At 41.0% G+C, this 21,108-nt stretch carries 18 protein-coding genes; 10 read left to right on the top strand and 8 right to left on the bottom strand.

Features of this window, described 5'->3' with window-relative positions:
* Window position 1 precedes the first annotated feature (1 nt).
* From GSQ74_RS07745 to GSQ74_RS07720, 6 genes are read left to right on the top strand one after another with little or no spacing between them, the layout of a single operon-like run.
* Window positions 2-973, top strand: a complete 972-nt coding sequence (locus GSQ74_RS07745; RefSeq protein WP_158991896.1) for a hypothetical protein — start codon at window positions 2-4, stop codon at window positions 971-973.
* Window positions 970-1,977, top strand: a complete 1,008-nt coding sequence (locus tag GSQ74_RS07740) for a VWA domain-containing protein (RefSeq protein WP_216846701.1) — start codon at window positions 970-972, stop codon at window positions 1,975-1,977. The genes GSQ74_RS07745 and GSQ74_RS07740 overlap by 4 nt, the downstream gene beginning before the upstream one ends.
* Complete coding sequence (locus tag GSQ74_RS07735; protein ID WP_158991894.1) at window positions 1,977-3,017, top strand: VWA domain-containing protein; 1,041 nt, start codon at window positions 1,977-1,979, stop codon at window positions 3,015-3,017. The genes GSQ74_RS07740 and GSQ74_RS07735 overlap by 1 nt, the downstream gene beginning before the upstream one ends.
* Window positions 3,014-3,763, top strand: a complete 750-nt coding sequence (locus GSQ74_RS07730) for a tetratricopeptide repeat protein (protein ID WP_158991892.1) — start codon at window positions 3,014-3,016, stop codon at window positions 3,761-3,763. The genes GSQ74_RS07735 and GSQ74_RS07730 overlap by 4 nt, the downstream gene beginning before the upstream one ends.
* A 23-nt stretch (window positions 3,764-3,786) precedes the next feature.
* Complete coding sequence (locus GSQ74_RS07725; RefSeq protein WP_158991890.1) at window positions 3,787-5,586, top strand: BatD family protein; 1,800 nt, start codon at window positions 3,787-3,789, stop codon at window positions 5,584-5,586.
* Window positions 5,564-6,349: a tetratricopeptide repeat protein gene (locus GSQ74_RS07720; protein ID WP_158991888.1), complete on the top strand. Its 786-nt coding sequence runs from the start codon at window positions 5,564-5,566 to the stop codon at window positions 6,347-6,349. Before GSQ74_RS07725 ends, GSQ74_RS07720 begins: the two co-directional genes overlap by 23 nt.
* Window positions 6,350-6,353: 4 nt before the next feature.
* Here the strand turns inward: GSQ74_RS07720 and GSQ74_RS07715 are convergent, their stop codons facing one another.
* From GSQ74_RS07715 to rlmF, 4 genes are all read right to left on the bottom strand, one after another.
* Window positions 6,354-6,746 (bottom strand): DUF1398 domain-containing protein, encoded by a 393-nt coding sequence (locus GSQ74_RS07715; protein ID WP_158991886.1) that lies wholly within the window; start codon window positions 6,744-6,746, stop codon window positions 6,354-6,356.
* Window positions 6,747-6,862: 116 nt separating this feature from the next.
* Window positions 6,863-7,408 carry a hypothetical protein gene (locus tag GSQ74_RS07710; RefSeq protein WP_158991884.1) on the bottom strand — a complete coding sequence of 182 codons (546 nt, stop codon included), beginning with the start codon at window positions 7,406-7,408 and terminating at the stop codon, window positions 6,863-6,865.
* A gap of 43 nt (window positions 7,409-7,451) precedes the next feature.
* Window positions 7,452-8,333 carry a glutamate--tRNA ligase family protein gene (locus tag GSQ74_RS07705; RefSeq protein ID WP_158991882.1) on the bottom strand — a complete coding sequence of 294 codons (882 nt, stop codon included), beginning with the start codon at window positions 8,331-8,333 and terminating at the stop codon, window positions 7,452-7,454.
* 6 nt (window positions 8,334-8,339) lie between these two features.
* On the bottom strand, window positions 8,340-9,311 hold the full coding sequence (gene rlmF, locus GSQ74_RS07700) for a 23S rRNA (adenine(1618)-N(6))-methyltransferase RlmF (protein WP_158991880.1): 972 nt from the start codon (window positions 9,309-9,311) through the stop codon (window positions 8,340-8,342).
* Between the two features lie 315 nt (window positions 9,312-9,626).
* Here rlmF and GSQ74_RS07695 point away from each other — a divergent pair, with 315 nt between their 5' ends.
* Both GSQ74_RS07695 and GSQ74_RS07690 read left to right on the top strand, forming a co-directional pair.
* Complete coding sequence (locus GSQ74_RS07695; RefSeq protein WP_158991878.1) at window positions 9,627-10,094, top strand: hypothetical protein; 468 nt, start codon at window positions 9,627-9,629, stop codon at window positions 10,092-10,094.
* Window positions 10,095-10,159: 65 nt separating this feature from the next.
* Window positions 10,160-11,545 (top strand): hypothetical protein, encoded by a 1,386-nt coding sequence (locus tag GSQ74_RS07690; protein WP_158991876.1) that lies wholly within the window; start codon window positions 10,160-10,162, stop codon window positions 11,543-11,545.
* 123 nt (window positions 11,546-11,668) lie between these two features.
* Here the strand turns inward: GSQ74_RS07690 and GSQ74_RS07685 are convergent, their stop codons facing one another.
* On the bottom strand, window positions 11,669-13,534 hold the full coding sequence (locus tag GSQ74_RS07685) for a M1 family metallopeptidase (protein ID WP_158991874.1): 1,866 nt from the start codon (window positions 13,532-13,534) through the stop codon (window positions 11,669-11,671).
* A 189-nt stretch (window positions 13,535-13,723) separates the two neighbouring features.
* Window positions 13,724-14,677 (bottom strand): hypothetical protein, encoded by a 954-nt coding sequence (locus GSQ74_RS07680; protein ID WP_158991872.1) that lies wholly within the window; start codon window positions 14,675-14,677, stop codon window positions 13,724-13,726.
* Between the two features lie 217 nt (window positions 14,678-14,894).
* Here GSQ74_RS07680 and GSQ74_RS07675 point away from each other — a divergent pair, with 217 nt between their 5' ends.
* Window positions 14,895-15,473, top strand: coding sequence for an RNA polymerase sigma factor (locus GSQ74_RS07675; protein ID WP_158991870.1), 579 nt, complete (start codon window positions 14,895-14,897; stop codon window positions 15,471-15,473).
* The gene (locus GSQ74_RS07670) at window positions 15,470-17,113 is read left to right on the top strand and encodes an outer membrane beta-barrel protein (protein WP_158991868.1); all 1,644 of its coding nucleotides are present in this window, start codon (window positions 15,470-15,472) and stop codon (window positions 17,111-17,113) included. Before GSQ74_RS07675 ends, GSQ74_RS07670 begins: the two co-directional genes overlap by 4 nt.
* Before the next feature lie 179 nt (window positions 17,114-17,292).
* Here the strand turns inward: GSQ74_RS07670 and bglX are convergent, their stop codons facing one another.
* Together bglX and GSQ74_RS07660 are read right to left on the bottom strand one after the other, a co-directional pair.
* Window positions 17,293-19,581, bottom strand: coding sequence for a beta-glucosidase BglX (gene bglX, locus GSQ74_RS07665; RefSeq protein WP_216846700.1), 2,289 nt, complete (start codon window positions 19,579-19,581; stop codon window positions 17,293-17,295).
* A 34-nt stretch (window positions 19,582-19,615) separates the two neighbouring features.
* A complete protein-coding gene (locus GSQ74_RS07660; RefSeq protein WP_158991865.1) occupies window positions 19,616-20,965 on the bottom strand; it encodes a glucoamylase family protein in 1,350 nt (449 codons plus the stop codon).
* Between the last annotated feature and the right edge of the window lie 143 nt (window positions 20,966-21,108).

Raw genomic sequence — 21,108 nt, 5'->3', positions numbered from 1 at the left:
CATGAAACAATATTTCAAAGTAACACTACTATTTATTTCGCTTTTAACTGGTTTTGGATTCAAAGCCAATGCCCAATATGTTAAAGTAGAATCCAGCATCGACAGGAATTCTATGCCTATCGGCGATCAAACCATCCTGCATGTTTCAGCAAATATGCCGCTTAAAGCGGACATTACCTTTCCTGAGATTGTTGACAGCATTGGTAAGGTAAAAATTGTAAAAAGTTTAAAGGGGGATACCGTTGTAGATAAGAACAACCCCAACCTGGAAACCATAAGCCACAGTTACACCGTAACATCATTTGATACCGGTGTGTATGTGTTGCCGCAATTTACCTTCCACACTAAAGCGGGCGATATTAAAACAGGCACAATAACCCTACAAATAAAGTCGGTACCGGTTGATACCACGAAGGCTTTTTATGATATTAAAGAGCCGCTTGCCGTATCTTACAATCTTTGGGATTGGCTAAAGGACCATTGGGTTATAGTAGTTATTGTATTGGCAATTATCCTAATAGGATTAGGCATCCTCTACTACATCAAAAACAAACCTAAAACAGTTGAACAGGTTGAAGCCGCGCGTGTGTATACTATTGACGAGATCGCTATCATTAAACTAAATGAGTTAAATGATAAAAAGCTTTGGCAGCAGGGCGATATCAAACTATATCATATCGAGCTGACCGAAATACTGCGTGATTATTTAGAGAAACGTTATAATGTACAAGCCCACGAGCAAACAACTGATCAGATTTTTGACGGCTTAAAAAGCAAAGAGCTTACTAAAGAGAGCAGCAATATTCTGTTTCAAATATTAAAATTGGCCGATTTGGTGAAATTTGCCAAGCAGCAACCCACCGCTTATGAAAATGAGCAGAGCATGGAAAATGCCATCATTTTTATACAACAAACCAGGTTTATACCACAACCTATTCAACCCGTTCAAAATAAGGAGGAACTACCTAAATGAAATGGTTTAGTGGAATAGAGTTTGCCCAACCGGGATTTTTCTGGCTATTGCTCATTATCCCATTGATGGTGGCTTATTACTGGTGGCGTAACAGCAAGCTGCAAGGCACGCTGGGCATGTCGACTACCAAAAGCTTTGCACTGGCGCATAAAAGTCAGATGCATATTTTCAGGCATTACAGTATTGTGCTGAGGTGTTTGGCATTTATTGCCATTATTGTGGCGCTGGCAAGGCCGCAATCTGCAATGAGCTGGGAAAATGAAACTACCGAGGGTATCGACATTATGATCGCTTCAGATATTTCGGGTAGTATGCTTTCTGAAGATTTTAAACCCAACCGCCTGGAAGCCGGTAAAAATATCGCCATAGATTTTATCAAAGCCCGTCCGGATGACCGTATCGGTTTGGTGATCTTCAGTGGTGAAAGCTTTACACAATGCCCGCTGACTATTGATCATGATGTACTCATCAACCTGTTTGCTGATATAAAAAATGGGATGATTGATGATGGTACTGCCATAGGTATGGGCTTGGCAACAGCCGTTAACCGTTTAAAAGATAGCGAAGCGAAAAGTAAGGTAGTTATTTTACTTACTGATGGGGTGAACAACACCGGCTCTATCCCGCCAATTACCGCGGCTGAAATTGCTAAACAATTCAACATCCGGGTTTATACGGTTGGTATCGGCACAAATGGGTCTGCGCCATATCCTTTTAAAGATCAAATGGGCAACACGCATTACCAGATGATCCCGGTAGATGTGGACGAAAAAACCTTAACACAAATAGCGGATATAACTGGCGGTAAATATTTCAGGGCGAGGAATAATACAGAGCTTACCCAAATTTACGCGCAGATTGATAAAATGGAGAAAGTTAAAATAGCGGTAACACAATATCATAAAAAAACCGAACGTTATTTGCCAATTGCCATTATAGCGCTGATATTATTATCGCTGGAGTTTTTATTGAGTAACACAATTTTTAAAGGAGCTATAACCTAATGCTACGTTTTGCAAATGCATATATTTTATGGGCCTTAGTGCTTGTGCCGCTGCTGATCATCATCTTTATGCTGGTACGCAGGTGGAAGAAAAAGGCGCTTGCTTCTTTGGGCGACAAAGGGGTGATCAGCCGTATTATGCCCCAGGTTTCGTCTTCACGGCCTACGTTAAAATTCATCTTCTTTATTGTTGCCTATACCTTGCTGATCATCGGTATTGCCGATCCGCAGGTGGGTAACCATATTGATGAGGTTAAAAAGAAAGGCGCTGACATTATGATCGTGCTGGATGTTTCAAACAGTATGCTCTCGCAGGACTATGCGCCCAACAGATTAGAGAATGCAAAAAGGGCTTTAGCTCAATTGATCGATAATTTACACGAGGATCGCATTGGCATTATTGTTTTTGCCGGCGAACCCTATGTACAAATGCCCATTACTACCGACTACTCGGCTGCTAAAATATTTTTAAATACCATTAATACCGGCATGGTGCCCGTACAGGGAACAGCCATAGGTGCTGCTATTGATCTGGGTGTAAAATCTTTTGATTATAAAGACGGAACCGGCAAAGCAATCATACTAATGACCGATGGCGAAAACCACGAAGATGATGCCGTTACGGCAGCGCAAAATGCGCACGATAAAGGTGTGGTTGTGCATGTTATTGGTTTTGGATCGCCGCAGGGTGCACCAGTACCAATTTATGATAATGGTAAGCAAGTTGGCTTCCATCTGGATAGTGCTGGGCACACCGTTATTAGCAAGCTGAATGAGGATATGTGTAAAGAGATAGCCGTAGCAGGCAACGGCGTTTACATCAGGGCTACTGATGCTAACAGCGGCCTGGGTATTGTGATGGACCAGGTGCACAAAATGAAACAGAAAACGTATGACAGCAAATCTTTTAAAGATTTTGAAGATCGTTTTCAGTTTTTCATAGCGATTGCCTTGTTTTTGTTTATTGCCGAGTTTTTTATCTCTAACCGGAAAAGTTTAAGGTTAAGCAATTTAAAATTGTTTGAAGTGAAAAAGCCATGAAGAAGTATATCATAATTATATTAATGATCCTGAATGGTTCGGTGCTTTTGGCGCAGGATGCAAAAACGTATATTTATAAAGGTAACCAGCTTTACGATCAGAAAAACTTTAAGGAGGCTGAAGCCGATTACCAAAAGGCAATCCAAAAAAAGAAGATGCCTTTAGAGAGTAATTTTAATATGGGTGATGCCATGTACAAACAAAAACAGTTTGATAACGCGGCAAAGAACTTTACCAATATCGCTTCATCAACTAACGATCCGCAGATAAAGGCTGGCGCATACCATAACCTTGGCAACTCCTTACTCGAAACTAAAAAATACGACGAAAGTATTGAGGCCTACAAAAAAGCTTTGCTGAATAACCCTAAAGATGATGCTACCCGTTATAACCTGGCTTACGCGCAGGAAATGCTGAAGAAACAGCAGCAGCAAAACAAGAATAACCAGAACAACCAGAATCAGAACAATCAAAATAATCAGAATAAGAATAAAAACGATAAAGGCAATCCTGATAAAAAGAACCAGGATAAAGACAAGCAAGATCCTAGTAAACAGGATCCGGGTAAGCAAGATCCCAACAAACAGGATCAGCAAAAACAGCCGGAGCAACCTAAGGATGGCATCTCAAAAGACGATGCCCAACGCATGCTTAATGCCCTTAATAATCAGGAGCAAGGCACACAGGACAAGCTCAAAAATAAAAAGTTAAAAGGCACAGGTACACGTGTATTAAAAGATTGGTAATCTTGTTATTTTTACCCCTATAAATGAAAAAGAGAATTACCCTTATAATAGGATTACTGCTTTACACAAGCTTGCTTTTTGCACAAGGCAAATTTGTTGCCACTGCAAGCAAAACTAACGTTGGCGTAGGCGAGCAATTCGAAGTTGACTTTACCATAAATGCGGGTGGCACACACTATACCCAACCCGATTTTCATGATTTCCAGGTACTGTCGGGTCCTAACATCTCGTCAAGCTTCGCATCTATAAATGGCGTTTCAACCATGAGTATTTCTTATGGCTATATTTTGACTGCAACCAAAGAAGGAACGTTTACAATTGATGAAGCCGCGATTGTTTTAAATGGGCATACATTAACTACCAATTCCATAAAAATTAAGGTAAAGGGACAGGCGCCACCACAACAGGCACAGCAAGCACAAGCAGCGGCACCTGATGATAACCCTAAAGTTGATACCAAAGATCTGTCAAAACAAATATTCGTTCGTGCCGTAACCGATAAAACCCGTGCTTACGTAGGCGAACAAATTAAAGTATATTATAAAATATATACCCGTGTTGGCATTTTAGGCGGCCAGCCTGATAAAGCACCCGATCTGAATGGGTTCTGGAACCAGGATGTACAAAGCAAGGGGCAAAACACCTGGAAAAGCGAAGTTTATAAAGGCATACGCTATAATGTTACTACAGTAAAGCAATCTATGCTTTTCCCGCAGCACGCCGGCGATCTGACCATTGATCCTTTAGCTATTACCTTTATGGTAGAGCTAAGGCTGCCATCACGCAATGTTTTGGATGATATGTATGGTAATGTTAAGGACCTTAAATATTCAGCCAAAAGCCAGCCTATAACCATACATGCTATAGCGCTGCCAACAGCAGGTAAACCGGCTGATTTTACCGGTGCAGTAGGTAATTACACCGTTTACAGCGATGTAGATAAAAGGGAATTAAAAGCGAACGAAACGCTTAACTATACTATTGATATTTCGGGAACGGGCAATCTTAACCTGATCAACTCGCCAAAAATAGCGCCGCCGGTTGATGTTGAAAAGTATGATCCAAAAACTAACGACCATATTGTGGTGGATTCAAATGGTGTTTCTGGCAGCAGACAGTTTAGCTATTTGCTGATACCTCGTCACCAGGGAAACTTTACGTTAAACCCGGTTGAGTTTACTTTCTTTAATCCATCTACCCAAAAATACGTAACCATACCAACCAAACCATTTACTATTAAGGTTGATAAGGGTGATGCGCAAGCCAACGTACCCGCTTTTAACTCTTCGGAGCAACAGGATATTAAATTACTGGGCAGCGACATCAGATACATCAAAACAACATCAGCGGATGAGTTTAAAGACGGTGAGGGATTTTATAATTCGGCACTATATTACATACTGCTTTTATTAGGGCCTGTCCTATTTATAGGTGCTTTATTTTATCGCAGATGGATGACTGAATATAACAGCGATATTGTAAGGGTACGTAGCCGCGAAGCCAGCAGAATGGCAGCTAAACACTTAGCTTTTGCACAGAAAGAATTAACAGCAGGCAACCGCGCCGCATTTTATGATGCTGTTGCCAAAGGGTTGTATGGTTATTTAAGCGACAAGCTCAACATCCCGGTATCGGATTTAAATAAAGAAAATATTATAACGCAATTACAGGCACGCAAATTAGACAGCGCCATCATCACCCAATTGGTTGATACCATGGACCTGTGCGAGATGGCGCGTTTTGCCCCTGTAACAGGCATATCAGAACAACAGGTATTTGATAAAGCAAAAAACACGATCAATGAAATTGAAGATAAAATATAACCGGCTAAACCGCGGGTTGTACCTGCTGTTAATGCTTGCATTACCCTTGTTTTCTTTGGGTGATGATAAAGTGAACGCGCTTTTTGATAAAGCTAACCAACTATACGCAAAAGCACATTATCCTGAGGCTGTACAGGCTTATCAACAGATATTGAATGAAGGTTATCAATCGGCGGTGATCTATTTTAATACAGGCAATGCCTATTATAAGATGGACGATATGCCATCGGCTATCTTATATTACGAGAAGGCCCACAAGCTTGCCCCAAATGACCAGGACATTGGCATTAACATACAATTCGCTAACCTAAAAATAGCTGATAAGATAGAACCGCAACCGGAGTTTTTTGTGAACCGTTGGTGGCATAGTTTCATCCTGTTTTTACCCGTAAATAAATTGGCAGGTATAGGCGTGCTGTTTTTTATTGGTGGATTCGCGTTATTGATCTGGTACCTGTTTACCCGTTCATATATCATCAAAAAAGCAACCTTTTATATCGGCATTATTGCTATTCTCGCTGGGATCGTATATATCTTTATGGCGAACAGGCAGGTAAGTTATTTTGACGGACATCATCAGGCTATTGTTTTCAGCAATTCGGTTATTGTAAAGGGCTCGCCGGACTTAAACGCCAAGCCTCTTTTTGTAATTCATGATGGAACCAAGGTGAATGTCAATCAAACCAATCAAAACTGGATAGAGATAGAGCTGCCTAATGGCAATACCGGCTGGATTACGGCCGACAATGTAAAGGATATTTGATCTATTAAGCCATCGGTATTTGTTCAACCAATACTTCAACGCCTGCATTGTCGTAATAAATGCAGGTCATGTTGTCCAGTTCAACTACCCATTTTTCAATGCCCGATCTGGCGCAGTCCTGGCAAAACCGGTAGTAGCCTGTTTCGCCATTCTGATGTATCTCCAGATCTTGCTTAAATTCCTCGATATTAGTCTCATCCGAGATTGGCAAAGCACCATACATGCCCGGCGACTGTACAGAATCCCCATCAACAGAATGATACTCAGTGCGGCCGTCGCTTACATAAGTAGTAAAGGCTTTAACGCCTAAAGTTTTAATATCCTGAATGTATTTTGGGAAATCCGCACCGCTTTCCACTTCGGAATGGGCTGCTTTAATTTGGTCTATTGTAAACATGATTCTTAATAATGAGTAAACTTAGTGTGTTTAGCGATTGGAAATATGGGCGTTATTATAGTTCCCCTCTTGAGAGTATATAATATATGACTACACTAAAGAGTTCATCAAAAATTTTACTGCTTATTTCCCAACAGATACAGTTGGTGACGCAATTGTGTGGTGTCTTGCCGCAATTTCTGTATTTGGATCTTTGTATTGTCTTGGTTTATTTGTATGCGAAGAGTTATTATAGCCACTATTAAACTACCAAATGCAAATATTGCACCCGCTTTAAATATCTTACTTTGATTGGATATTATGGTTGATTGTGTTCTTGAATTTTCAAATGACTGTATAGTAGCGTTTCTAAGTATCTCCGCATAGTAATAATCCAAACCCTCTTTTCTTAAAGACACTTCAATAGCCCCTCCATTATAAAATAAGTTCATTAAATCATTTACAGCGGCTCTATCATCAAAAATAATATGGTTATTATTCTTCATGGTGTTTAACGTGATAACAATATCATTAACTCTTTTATTATATATAGTTATATCAACTTCTTTTGTATTAAAAAAATATCTTTGTAGTAAATCAGCCACATTGCTCCCAACGCCAACGCCTTGTTCGGATAGCTTTTCCAATAGTTCAAAGTATAATAGCGATAAATCTTTAGCCATTCTCCTGTGTATCTTAAAGCTTAAATATAATCATTATTCCTACTTAGTGTTTATTTATCATGATGCTTACTAACTGCTCCCAATTATATACAGGCTCATTGATGCCTGTTATTGCCGCGATTAATTGATAAATATCGCTTGCACTTTTGCCTTGCTCCCGTAAATACTTAATTGAAGTTGCACCAGTCGATTTTGATAGCTTATTACCGGCTGTATCCTTAATCAAAGGATGATGATAAAAGGTAATATTATTAAAATCATCTCGCCCAAGGGCTATCGCTAATTGATACTGCGCTAATGATGAATGCCACAGATCTTGCCCACGTACTACCAGATCAGCGCCATAATATAAATCATCAATCACAGATGTAAGCTGATAAGCCGGGAAACCATCTTTTTTTCTTACCACAAAGTTATTCATCTCCGTAGGCAAAATTGCTTGTATCAATTCGCCATTATAATCCTTAATAGCAAGCCGATCATTAGGAGATGTTATTAATCGCCAGCTTACATTATCGGCGGTTAATGATAGTTGTTTTTCATAGCAACTACACGGGCTCTCGCTCAATTGCTTACGCGAACAGTTGCAGGCAAAAACCAACTTTTTATCCTGCAAATATTTCAAGGCTTCATTATACAAACCCATCCTATGCAGTTGTGAATATTCGACATCAAATTCCTTTGCGTCCCGCGGCCCTTCATCCCACGGTATTTCTAAAAAATTCAGCGTATCAAAAATATTCTGCACATATTGTTTATCGGCTCTTGCCTGGTCAATATCATCAATCCGCAGTAGTATTTTTGCGCCGCTTTGTTTAGCCAAAGCAGCAGTAATAGCAAAGGATAATACGTTGCCTATATGTAAAAATCCGCTTGGGGTAGGCGCAATCCTTGTTCTGTTGTATTTAACTTTAGGATCAGGCATCGCGGTTTATTTATCACTCCAGTGCTTTTGTTTCCAGGCCGCGCGTTCTGCTTCATCCAAGAAAGTCCAGGCTACAATACGGCTCACCTTTTGGCCTTGCGACATGCTGATGGTTTTTACATCTTTCGCGGCAACCGTCCTTAATCCTTTATAAACACCGGCCAGCGTTTCTTTTTTAGATACCAGCGTTGTAAACCATAACACCTGTTTAGCAAATAAGGCGCTTTGATCCGTCATTCGCCTAATGAAAGCGGCTTCACCACCTTTACACCACAACTCATTATTTTTTCCGCCGAAATTTAACACTGGCGCTTGTGATTTGGCATTATTCAAATTATCCCATTTACGGTTAGTACCGGCCTGCGCCTCCTGCCATGAAGCATGGAATGGCGGATTGCAAATGGTCAGATCAAAAACCTCATCTTGCTTTATTACCCGCTTAAAGACGTCGGCGGCGTTAGTTTGCAAGCGGCATATAATACTATCATTTATTTTATTATTTTTTGTGATGATCTCATTAGCCGAAGTGATGGCCACCGGGTCAATATCAGTGCCCACAAACTCCCAGCCATAAACGCTGTTACCAATTATCGGGTAAACGCAATTGGCACCAGTACCTACATCCAAAACTTTAACCTGTTCGCCCTTTGGAATTGTTCCGCCATTAGTTTCAGCCAAAAGATCAGCCATGTAATGAATATAATCGGCCCGGCCAGGTATCGGCGGACACAAATAACCTTCGGGAATATCCCAATGTTTAATGCGGTAATATTGTTTAAGCAGTGCCCGGTTTAAGGTTTTTACAGCCTCCGGATCGCTAAAGTTTATAGACTTAGTTTCGTATTTATTCGGCTTTACAAATTTGGTCAGTTCCGGGGTGATCTTCATCAGCAAATCCAGATCATAACCTTGCCGATGCAAATTACGGGGATGTAAATTAGTTTTTTCTACCGGCGGTTGTTTAATCTCTGGTGGCATAATAGATGTGTTTGCTTTTCAGCTTTCCTTTCAAGGTACAAATAAACACAACATTTATAACAACATAGGCTATAATCCTATTTAAGACATTGATTTGCGTTTAAAACCACAGTAAAATAGGGTTTAATTACCCTGCCATTATAGCTAAATAAACTATTTTATATTAAACAGAGATATTTATGTTTGACTTGCGATTACTTAATAGCTAAGCCTGTATTTAAACCGAATCACGAAGCACAATCTTCTAAATATTAATGGCGTATGCTGAAAAGCCTTTAACAGAGTAAGCATTATTAATACCTAAAACCAAATCTTATGGCAAATCCACTAACCCTCTACGTTCCAATTAAACAGGACGCGGTATCACAGGCAGCAGCACAACTAGCCTATCAAAATTTTGTAAAAAGCGTAACCTCGGGCCTTGACGAGTCTGGCATTGTGCATTACGCACGGGTTGCACTTATCCCCAATGCTTCAGGACAGGGCACTTATGCTATTTTATTGATCACCACATTTGATGGCCCGATGAATCCTTATCTCGGTTTCTTCTGGAAAAATCCAGGTACGCAACAAGCATTTGCAGGCATTGCGGCAATAGCGCTAACCCCACCAAACCCACCGGTAAAAGACCTTACAGGCTTCGAAAACTTCATCAATAAAAATAACCTGAGCAAATCAGCATCGCCGGGAAAACCGGGTGACCTTTATGAAGCTTACACAAAAACGGTAAAAGAAATTACGAGCACCGCTAAAGAGTTGGTTCTTCCAAAACAAAGCGTATAAGCTCATTCTATTTTCTGGGTCAATAGCCCATTTTTTTGGCTGTTGGCTCTTAATAAAACCTTATCATGACAAAAACAAATAACAATTCAATACCCGATAAATCCAATATACAGGGGATGATATTGCGCGGGTTTACGCATCCTTACTCCTGCCACCTGATTTTTCAGTTTAATGATAAGCCAGGGGCTAAAAACTTTATCAAATCTATATTCCCTTACATACAATCTGCTGAAAGCTGGGGCGATGCAAAACCAGATATAATGCTCAACATAGGGCTTACCTATAGCGGCATAAAAGCAACAAGCGATCTTAGTGAAACCTATCTGGAATATTTTCCTAATTCATTTATTGAAGGCCCAACGTCGGCAGGTTCACAAGGTTCACTGAATGACTGGGGAGTGAGCGACCCATCGGGCTGGGCGTTTGGAAACGACACTGACGAACAACATGTTGATTGTATAGTGCACACTTACGCCATGACTGACGAGACGCGTGCATTAATTGTATCAATAGTATCAGATGCTGCTAAGGCCAATGGACTCACAGAATTTCTACCGATAGATAATGGTACTAAAAGGCTGGAAGAGTATGCTTTGATGCCACGCAATTTTATACATTTCGCCTATTTGGATGGGATTGATCAGCCCGATCTGACATGGAATGATCCAGCGGACCCTAATGATACCGGCGACTTAAGAAATTTTCTTATCGGCTACCCGCTCTCTGATTCAGGCCCGGGACCAACTGGCGATAACCCAGCAGGTGATTTCGCCAAAGATGGTTGTTATAACGCGTTCCGGATGCTATATCAGGATGTAAAGGTTTTTGATGAATTTCTGATTGCCAATGCACCAAAGGCTCCCAAGGAAATACAGCAAACCCCTGAATATGCACAGGAATGGATTGCTGCAAAGTTAAACGGCAGATGGAGGAATGGTTCGCCGCTTGAATTATCACCTAATGCCCCTGATGTGGCTACCAGCCATGCAACCGATTTCGGGTACAAAGGTGATACTACCGGGATGAAATGCCCTTTTGCGGCCCATACCCGGGTAGGTAACCCAAGGGATGAAGTATTAAATTCATCAGAACCAAGCCCTGTTCCACGATTAATAAGGCGGGGGATGGCTTATGGTGCACCGCCTACCTTGAAGAGTTATGACGGAGAACGTGGATTGATTGGTCTTTTTCTGTGCGGATCAATTGCTACACAGTTCGAATTGCTTTATTCATGGATGAATACGACCAATTTCGCCAGTACTTTTACTTCGCAGCAAGGGCAGGATGGCTTAATAGCTAACAGAGATACACCCGGTGCCGATAGGTCATTTAATATCCCTACAGCAGACGGTTCAATAACAATAGATAGCCTGCCTCATTTTGTTATTACACGGGGAACTGCTTATTGCTTGCTGCCAAGTATCAGCACTTTAAAAAGCATTGCGGGATAGTATTTTTGCGTTGATTACGCATTAGACGCTGTCTAAAAACAAAACGTCATTGCTTCGTCCCTCGCAATGACGTTGGTTGTTTTTGTATTTTATATACCTTTATTGATCTTATAACGCTAATATTTAATTAGCTGTCCATGTATTATTCTTCATATCGGCATCTACAAATATTCCACCATCTAAAGTAATGGATTTAACTTCTTTTGATGTTTTGATGTTTACCGAGATATTTTTTTGATCTTTTTCCCAAACTATTGGTGTTTGGTGGATGGTTTCGGTTGTGCCATCGGCATAAGTCAAAATCGCATCAAACGGAACAGCAAAACCTCCTATGTTTTTTATAGATAGATCATATCCATTTGATGATTTCTGTACTTTGTCTAAACTCAAGTCGATATAATATGGTGTATAAAACCAGTTATAAAAAAACCAATCCAACTTTTTGCCAGAGCCTTCTTCCATCGAATAAAAATAATCCCACGGGATTGGATGTTTACCATTCCAGTTGCTCATGTAAGTTTGCAGTGCTTTTTTGAATAAAGCATCACCCAACATATCTTTTAAAGCCAAATAACTTAATGATGGTTTACCATAAAAATTATCGCCTGCATTAAAAGTTGTTTCCGGCGAAGGTGTGATTATCGGCATCTCCTTTTCATGCGGGCCATGCGTCCAACTGTTAACGCGAAATTTCTTATAAAAGTCATCCGCTGCTTCTTTACCTCTTTCGGCAGTGCCTATCAATATTTCAAAGGTGGTTGCCCAACCCTCGTCCATAAAAGCATAATAACTTTCATTGGTGCCCATGTAAAAAGGGAAATAAGTATGCGCTATTTCATGATCCTGCACTAATTGCGCGAAACCAAGATCCGTTTCGTGGCTATCGTTTACCATCATTGGGTATTCCATATCGGCATAACCCTGCACAGAGGTTGTTTTAGGGAATGGATAAGGCACACCCGGCAAATTATGCGAGAACCAGCTCAAAGCATTCCTGGCAAACTGCACATAGTGATGAAAATCCTGCGCGCTATCAGCAAAAGCAGCCTGCACAGCTGTGCGGCGTTGTGTTTTATCATCAACCAAAACACTTGCAGCATCCCAATCATAATTGTCGCTTACCGCAAAGGTTACATCTGTAATGTTGTTGGCTATCCATATCCAGGTACTGGTTTCGTTTTGCGTGGTGATATTTTTATTAGCCAGATCCTGCGGTGTAGCAATATGCACAGTTGAATCGCTGGTCATTGATTCTTGCAGCTTTTTTGCAAATTCCGGCTGAAGCACCTGGTTTGGATTCTGCAATGTACCGGTTGACCATACCAGATAGTTTTTAGGAACAGTTACACGCAAGGTATAGTCGCTAAAATCATTATAAAACTCTAAGCCACCAGTATGTGGTTGAGTATCCCATCCTTTGTAATCATCATAAACAGAAACACGGGGATAGAAATAAGCCAGGTAGAAAGTAGTCGGATTAATAACACCCTCCCTGCCTTCCCGGGTTGATAATTGGTAATGCCAGCTAATGTTGAGTTTTACCGAATCATGCGGCATTAATGGCGAAGCTAAGGCAACCATTTGATTGGTTGTTACAGCCGTTTTATTATCCCAATTGGCTTTAGCGCCATTTATCTTGATGTCATCAACAATTATGCCTGCGGCGGTATCTGCCAAACCACCCCGTCTGCCATGTGCAAGGTGGACATTTTCAATCAGTTTCATATTTAAACTATCCAGCACATCCGGGCTGTTATTAAAATATGTTATTTGTTCAACGCCATTAATTATCCTGTTTGGAGGGGTAATGGTCATAGAGATATTGTACCGGGCATGATTTTCCCAATATTTTTTACCGGGTTTACCGCTTAATGATCGGGTGCCTTTTGTATAGGCCTGTTCTATTCTTGGTGGGATAGTTAGCGTTTGCGCATCAGCATAAGATAATGTTATGCATAGAAGGCCCGTTATAAAGATTGTTTTTAACATCGACAATAATTTTCCGTGAATATAAAAACCTAATTTATAACTTTTTTATTGGAGATTGATAGGCAAAATCAATACGGATAAAATATTACGAATAGTAATTTGTTACCGATGATAAGCTGAAAAGCCGGCAATTCAAATAGATTACCGGCTTGCAGAATTTTCAGGGTTTAGGTAGGATGTTATTATATATTAAAAAGTGATCTTTCTGAGATAGCTTTCTGAACCGTCATTGTTTGTCTGAGTGAAATAGATATTACCTGTTGGGTCTGCGACCATATTAAAGGCCCCTCCAATTTCTGCGGCACCAAACAGACCATCGACATTCCCGAGTGCCCCTGTCATTACAGTGGATATTTTTGCAGCCGCATTTACTTTAAGCAATACAAAAGAGCTTGTAGTAATATAAGCGTATATATCTCCAAATTTATCGATTACAATAGTGGTAACATAATTACCGGTATTGCCTGTATTATACAAATTGGCGACTATAACCGATTGCACACCCTGTGGGCTGATTTGGCTGAGGCTGCTTTCACCGGCATTATTTGGTTGTGCATAGGTGGCATAAATCACATTTCCATTTTTGTCGATAGCAAAATTCGCGCTCACATTACTTATTAAAAACTGCGGGCTACCCCCGGATGCTATCTTATAAATACCCGCTTGAGTACTAAAATAAAAGGTTTCGTTATACGTTCCTATATACTGCACCGGAAGTTCCTTATCGGGATTTATATCACTAAAAATAGTACTTGCTGATCCAGATGTCGTGATTTTTAGAACGTTTGCCGTACCCGCATTATTTACACTTAGGGTATAAATATTTCCCAGCGAATCACTGGTTAGGCATTCCATTCTATTAATAACTGTAGTGTCATTACCCGTTCCTTGTGGCAATGTGTAAAAGGGAGTTTTACCGTTATGGATATCATATTTATATATGGTAGTGCCACCAAGACCCAGCGCATATAAATTTCCGCTATTATCAGTTGTTACATAATAATAAGAAGAACCGGTAGCTAAGGTAGTAACAGTGGAGTCCGTTGATTTGGGTTTTATTGACAGGCCGTCCTTTTTACAGCCTGTTAGAAAAAATGTTGATAGCACCAGTAAAGCCACCGCAAATAATAATATCTTTTTCATGGTTTAAGTTTTTAATGATTAATGTGTGTTGGTTGTAGCATGCATACATTTACATTACGCAACTAAAATCCAAAACGCGGGGTTGGCCTGCATATATTTTTATAAATTAAGCCGGGATTAGGCAAATGCAATTTATTTTTAATTGCACCCCGCGTTTTACCATTAAAGCACGTAAGGCAATTAAGGATGTTAGGGATTTAGCGTGTTTATATACTGAATGGATCTTTCTAAGAAGCAGGTTACACAGTTGGTGAATGGCTGTATAGGCAATGAGCGTAGTGCTCAGGAAAGCCTGTACAGGCATTTTTATGCCCAAATGTTGCGTATCTGCTATCGCTATTTAAAAACGAATGATCTGGCGCAGGAAGCTGTTAACGAGGGCTTTCTAAAGATTTTTCAGAACATTAAAACATATGATGCTCATAAAGGCGACCTAGGGGCGTGGATATGTACTATAATAATCCGTACCGCTATCGACTATAATCGTAAGGAATTTAAGTTTTTCACGGAGGATTTTGACGACCAGGATACCGATGATTTTTTTTTAGAACCCAGCGTGCTTAGTAAGCTATATGCTGAGGATCTGCTTAAAACCATACAACAACTGCCGGATGCTACACGGGTTATTTTTAACCTGTCGGTGATTGATGGCTATTCGCACAAAGAAATAAGTACACAATTAAATATTACCGAAGGTACCTCACGATGGCACCTTGCGGAAGGCAAGAAGAAATTAAGGGCTTTATTAGTAAGCCCTGATAATAGTTCACAACCAACTGATAATACAGCAAAATGAAAGATTCAGCGTGGTATAATAAACTCTGGCAAACCAAAATGCAGGAACTTCCTTTACAGGGAGATGAGCATGGTGCGTGGCAAAAAATGCAGGGTTTGTTGGATCAGCATATGCCTGTAAACAGTCCGGTTATTACACCAAAGGCAGGGACATCATTATGGGTAAAACTGATGTATGTTTTAGCTACTATTATCAGCGCCGCGATATTGTATTATGCCGCTACCCGTATACTGGCACATCACCATGAAAAAACAAATAAACCAATAGGCAAACATGCCCAGATAATTACAGATAGCGCTGCTAATAAAAGCAACCTAGCCACAACAGGTTCATCAACCGGTAACGCTGTTTACAGTACGAAGAATGCCGCGAGCAGTAATACCATTAAATCCAACGTTAAGCAAAATATGCTTAACTCATCTGTACAACCCGGCAAATTCCCATCTGCCAATAATAGCAATGTAAATGGCGCTACTACTAATGTGAATAAAGTTGAGTTGAAACATATTACAAATAATGCTGCTATATCAAATGTTAAATCCTCCGGGGTAAATAACAAAGCGGCGGGTGGCAGTAGTACTCCCCGAAACAGAATAGTTAACCACTTTGCTCCCAGAGGAAATAGCGGTGCGGTGACAACCCCGGGGGCTGGTTTATATAACCCGGGCTTGCAAAGAGGGGTATCTCAGTATCATTCCACTAATCAGGTTTATTCCAAGGTGGTGAAAAGAAATACCGGTACATCTAAAAGTGATCAACAATTACTTGCTGATCAAAACTTAATAAGAACAAATGGCGTAGCGTCATCTAACACCGGAAATGCCATAGCCGGAGCCAGCACAAACGGTACAACACAGAACGTTAACGCGACAAATTCACCCGCAAAAACGGATAATCCAACGGCTGCAAAAAGTGCTGCTGCAAAGCAAGTGGCAGATGCTAAAGTCAAAAACCAGTCAAATAAGTCTGGGGCGAAGAGTAAGGCATCAGTCGCCAAAAAAACAGCTGATTCTAAGTTTACTGTTGATATTAACCTTGGTGCAAACACCAACAAAGGCTCAAACCTGAATCCATTTTTAGGGGTTATGGGTAACTATCAGGTTCATAATAAATGGGGTATAGCTATTGGGGCTAACGTACTATCAACCAGGATCATCTCGGGCAGTTATGGTAAGAGTAATTTAAATTATATTACCATAGGCGATAGCAGTAAAAAAATCACGCATAATAGTGGCCAACTAACTATAAACAGCACCAGAAAAATAGTTTATGTTGATGTGCCGGTACTGGTTACTTACAAAGTTTCAGATAAGTTTACTATTAAAGCTGGCCCGGTTATCAGCATCCCTATAAAAACCGAGGCAAATAAAAACACGTTGGGGCCATTAAGCAGCTCTGCCGATACCACAACCATACGCACAGTAACGCCTTATGTAAATAGTACAACCATAAGCAGCAAAGTAAACTTTAGCTTCTCCGCAGGGGCACAGTATACTATTAAAAGGTTTTATTTTGACGCGACATATTTACAGGGGCTTAGTCCGTACACTATAGGCTCTGGCTTAGGGTCGGGTAAAATATATTACCGGACTGTTCAAGTTGGGATTGGTTACCATTTGTTTAAATCAAAAAGGCAGTAATTAATTACCGGCTTTTTTGTGGTTCAGAAGGGAAGATAAACCCAAAGAACAAAGCGTCATTGCTGAGGAACGAAGCAATCTCTACACAGGACGAGCGAACCATAAATGCTTTTCTGCATAGCCTAGAGATTACTTCGTTCCTCGCAATGACGATAGTTTTATCATTTTTGAATAGTTTCTTAATTCGTCAGCTTAAAATCAGCTTCTTTAACATCACGTGAGTTTGTTCCTACAAACACTTTAAAGTCGCCGGGCTCATAGGTGTATTTCATGTTGATGTCATAGAAACGCAGATCAGCAGAGCTGATGGTAAAGTTGACCACCTGGCTTTCGCCTGCTTTCAGGAATATTTTTTTAAATTTTTTCAATTCCTCAACCGGGCGTGTTACCGAGCCCACCATTTGGCGGGTATATAACTGTACAATTTCGGTACCATCGTATTTACCGGTATTTGTAACGGTGGTGCTTACTTGCAGCAATTGGCCGGGTTTAATGGTGTTATTGTTCAGTTTTACATCACTGTAAGTAAACGTAGTATAGCTTAAGCCGAAGCCAAATGGATACAATGGATCGTTAGATATATCCAAATAACGTGATTTGTAACGATCAGTGAAATCGCCTTGGTACGGGCGGCCTGTATTTTTATGACTGTAATACAAAGGGATCTGCCCAACATCCTGCGGGAAGGTTGCTGTAATTTTTGCAGATGGGTTGTATTCGCCAAATAAAACATCGGCAATAGCACTACCTGCTTCGGTACCGGCAAACCAGGTTTCCAGCATGGCATCGGCGTTGTCATTTTCCCATTTAAGGGTTAATGGACGACCATTCATCAGTATAATTACCATTGGTTTGCCTGTAGCTTTTAAAGCTTTAAGCAGGTCTTCTTGTGCCGATGGAATGCCTATTTCTGAACGGCTTGCCGCTTCACCCGACATGCCGAAGGATTCACCCACAACAGCCACAATAACATCTGATTTTTTAGCAGCGTTTACGGCCTCGTCAATCATTTCGTTAGCCGGGCGTTTATCATTATTTAGTTGATCAGCACCTAAGCGTTTGATCATCCAGTCGTCGTTAGTAATGTTTGCTCCTTTAGCGTAGTTGATCTGCACCTGGTTGCCAGCAAGTTTTTTAATACCCTCTAATACCGTAACCGATTTTTGCCAGTCGCCTGCACCGCTCCATGGGCCAATCATATCACGATGATCATCAGCCAACGGACCAACCAGGGCTATTGAGCCGGTTGCTTTTAATGGTAAGGTATTGTTGCTGTTTTTTAGTAACACGATGCTTCTTTTCGCGGCTTCGGTAGCCGCTTCTAAAAATTCCGGCTTCATGATGGTTTTTTGCGCACGCTCATCGTTGCAATAACGGTACGGGTCAGCAAATAAACCTAACTTGTATTTTGCCTCTAATACCCTGCGGCAGGCCACATCAATTTGTGATTGCTGTACTTTGCCATCTTTAACTAATTTTTTCAAGTTATCTAAATACACTTCGCCCACCATATCCATATCGATACCTGCATCAAGCGCAACCTTCGCTACATCATAGGTGGTTTCGCCCATGCCATGGTTTATCATTTCGTTGATAGCGGTGTAATCCGTAACCACTAAACCTGTGAAACCCCATTTTTTGCGCAGCAGGTCGGTCATCAGCCATTTATTGCCGGTTGCCGGCACGCCATTGATCTCGTTAAATGACGACATCACGCTGCCTGCGCCCGCGTCTATGGCAGCTTTGTAAGGTGGCAGGTAATCCTGAAACATCCTGTGTTCGCTCATGTCTACGGTATTGTAATCGCGCCCTGCTTCAACCGCGCCGTATAGCGCGAAGTGCTTAACACAGGCCATTACTTTATCGTTGTTTAAATATGTATTACCCTGATAGCCTTGTACCATCACTTTAGCTATTTGTGATCCCAACCAGGTATCTTCACCCGAGCCTTCAGCAATGCGGCCCCAGCGAGGGTCGCGGGCTATATCAACCATTGGCGAGAATACCCAGTTAATACCATCAGCGCTGGCTTCCTGCGCGGCAATAGTTGCCGTTTGTTTGATCATATCCAAATCCCAGCTTGATGCTAAACCTAAGGGTATAGGGAATATGGTTTTATGCCCGTGAATAACATCGTAACCAAATAACAACGGGATTTTTAAACGGGTATGCTCAACCGCTATTTGCTGTAATTTACGTACCGCGTCGGGCGTATAAGTGTTTAGTACCGACCCTACATTTCCTTTTTCTATATTTTCGTTCACATTTTTACTTACTATCGGGCCCGTAACATCAAAGCCAACCGATACCTGGTTTAGCTGCCCTATCTTTTCATCCAATGTCATTTTCGACATCAGGTTATTGATAAAGGCATCCATTTTTTTCTGTTGAGCGGGCAATACGGCCTGCGAAAAGGCGCTGCTTGCTGATACGATCAGCATAAAAAGTAAAATAGGTTTACGTAACATATAGATTTGTATTTTGGTATTCAGGAATTCTAATTTAGTTTATTTTCGGACTTTCAAAGTTTAACTTCTTTAATCCCGCTTTTACTTCGGGGCAGCTCATGAACAAGTTCCATAGCAGGCCACTGCGGTAGTTCTCTATCATCACCACTATCGGTCCCTGGTCAATAGCCAGGTATGATTTAGCATACCAGTTATGTGATTCGCTGAAAGCATCGGTAAAACCATATTGCCCCCATATTTTATCGCCCAGATCATAATAAAAATGGCGTAAGGCCTGCATAGAATATTTAGGCGTGTAAGGGAAAGCCGATAAAGCCGCGGTTGGTGTAATAACACCCAGATCGTTAGTTGGCGACTGGGCATTATAGCCATCGTAATTATCGCTGGCGGTTAAACCCCAGCAGTTTTCGCCATAACCTTTAAATTTTTTAGGATTATCAACGCAATATGCCCTATTGATTAAGGTATGATTTTGATTTTGTTCCCAATAATCAGCGTATTCATCTTTTAGCCCTTTCGGATCGAGCCCCATGAAAGAATATTGTGAGAAGAACAACGGGCCACCATAATCGAAGCCTAAAGGCAATTTATAGCCATAAAATGTTTTTCCATTTTTGAAGAAATCGCCTTGTGCCCAACCTTTATGATAAACAGATGCCGGAACCGGATACCTTGTGGCTGATTCTGCCAAAACATAGGTAATCAAGCACTCATTAAAACCATGGATAGGGAAGTTCATGGCCCAACCATTGTTTGGCGACCAATGCCAGTACAGCACATCCTGACCGTGGCGGGTGAACCAATTCCATTCAATATCGTTCCACATCCCATTTATTTTATCACGAATTTCCCGCTCTTTGGCGTTATCGGCATTATAGTACTGGCGTGCACATAATAATCCTTCAAACATGTACGATGTTTCTACCAAATCTGCCCCATCATCCTTGCGACCAAAAGGGATTACCTTACCTGTTTCGCCATTTAACCAATGCGGAAATACACCGTGGAAAGAATCGGCTCTATATAAAAAGCGTACAATTTTAAGCATGCGATCATCTGCCTGCTCGCGGGTGATCCATTTTCGTTGGGTAGCCACCACAATACCCATGATCCCAAATCCGGAACCACCAATGGTTACTACTTCGGGGCCATAATTATAAGAGGTATTGCTGCGTTCGCGGGCCAGTCCACTTACCGGATGGGCAAAATCCCAGAAGTACCGGAAGGTTTGGCGCTGCACCACATCAAGCAAAGCGCTGTCAGATAAATTCTTGATGATGCCTACGGGTTTAATGCCATCGCTAACCACATTTTTCTTTGTGGATTGCGCCTGGCAACAAAAGGCTGAGAGAATAAGAAAGGGAAGTATAAGTAGTTTTTTCATTTAAGTTTTTTATTCCGGTTTGCAACGGGACAACTCATAAATAAACTCCAGAGTAAGCCGGTGCGGTAGTTTTAAATTATGTTAATCATCGCACTGTTAAAAAACCTCGTGCCTTTATATTTTTAATTATGCTGAATGGCCAC

The organism is Mucilaginibacter sp. L196 (assembly GCF_009765905.1).
Lineage (GTDB): Bacteria > Bacteroidota > Bacteroidia > Sphingobacteriales > Sphingobacteriaceae > Mucilaginibacter.
This window is presented reverse-complemented; position numbering and strand designations above follow the sequence as displayed.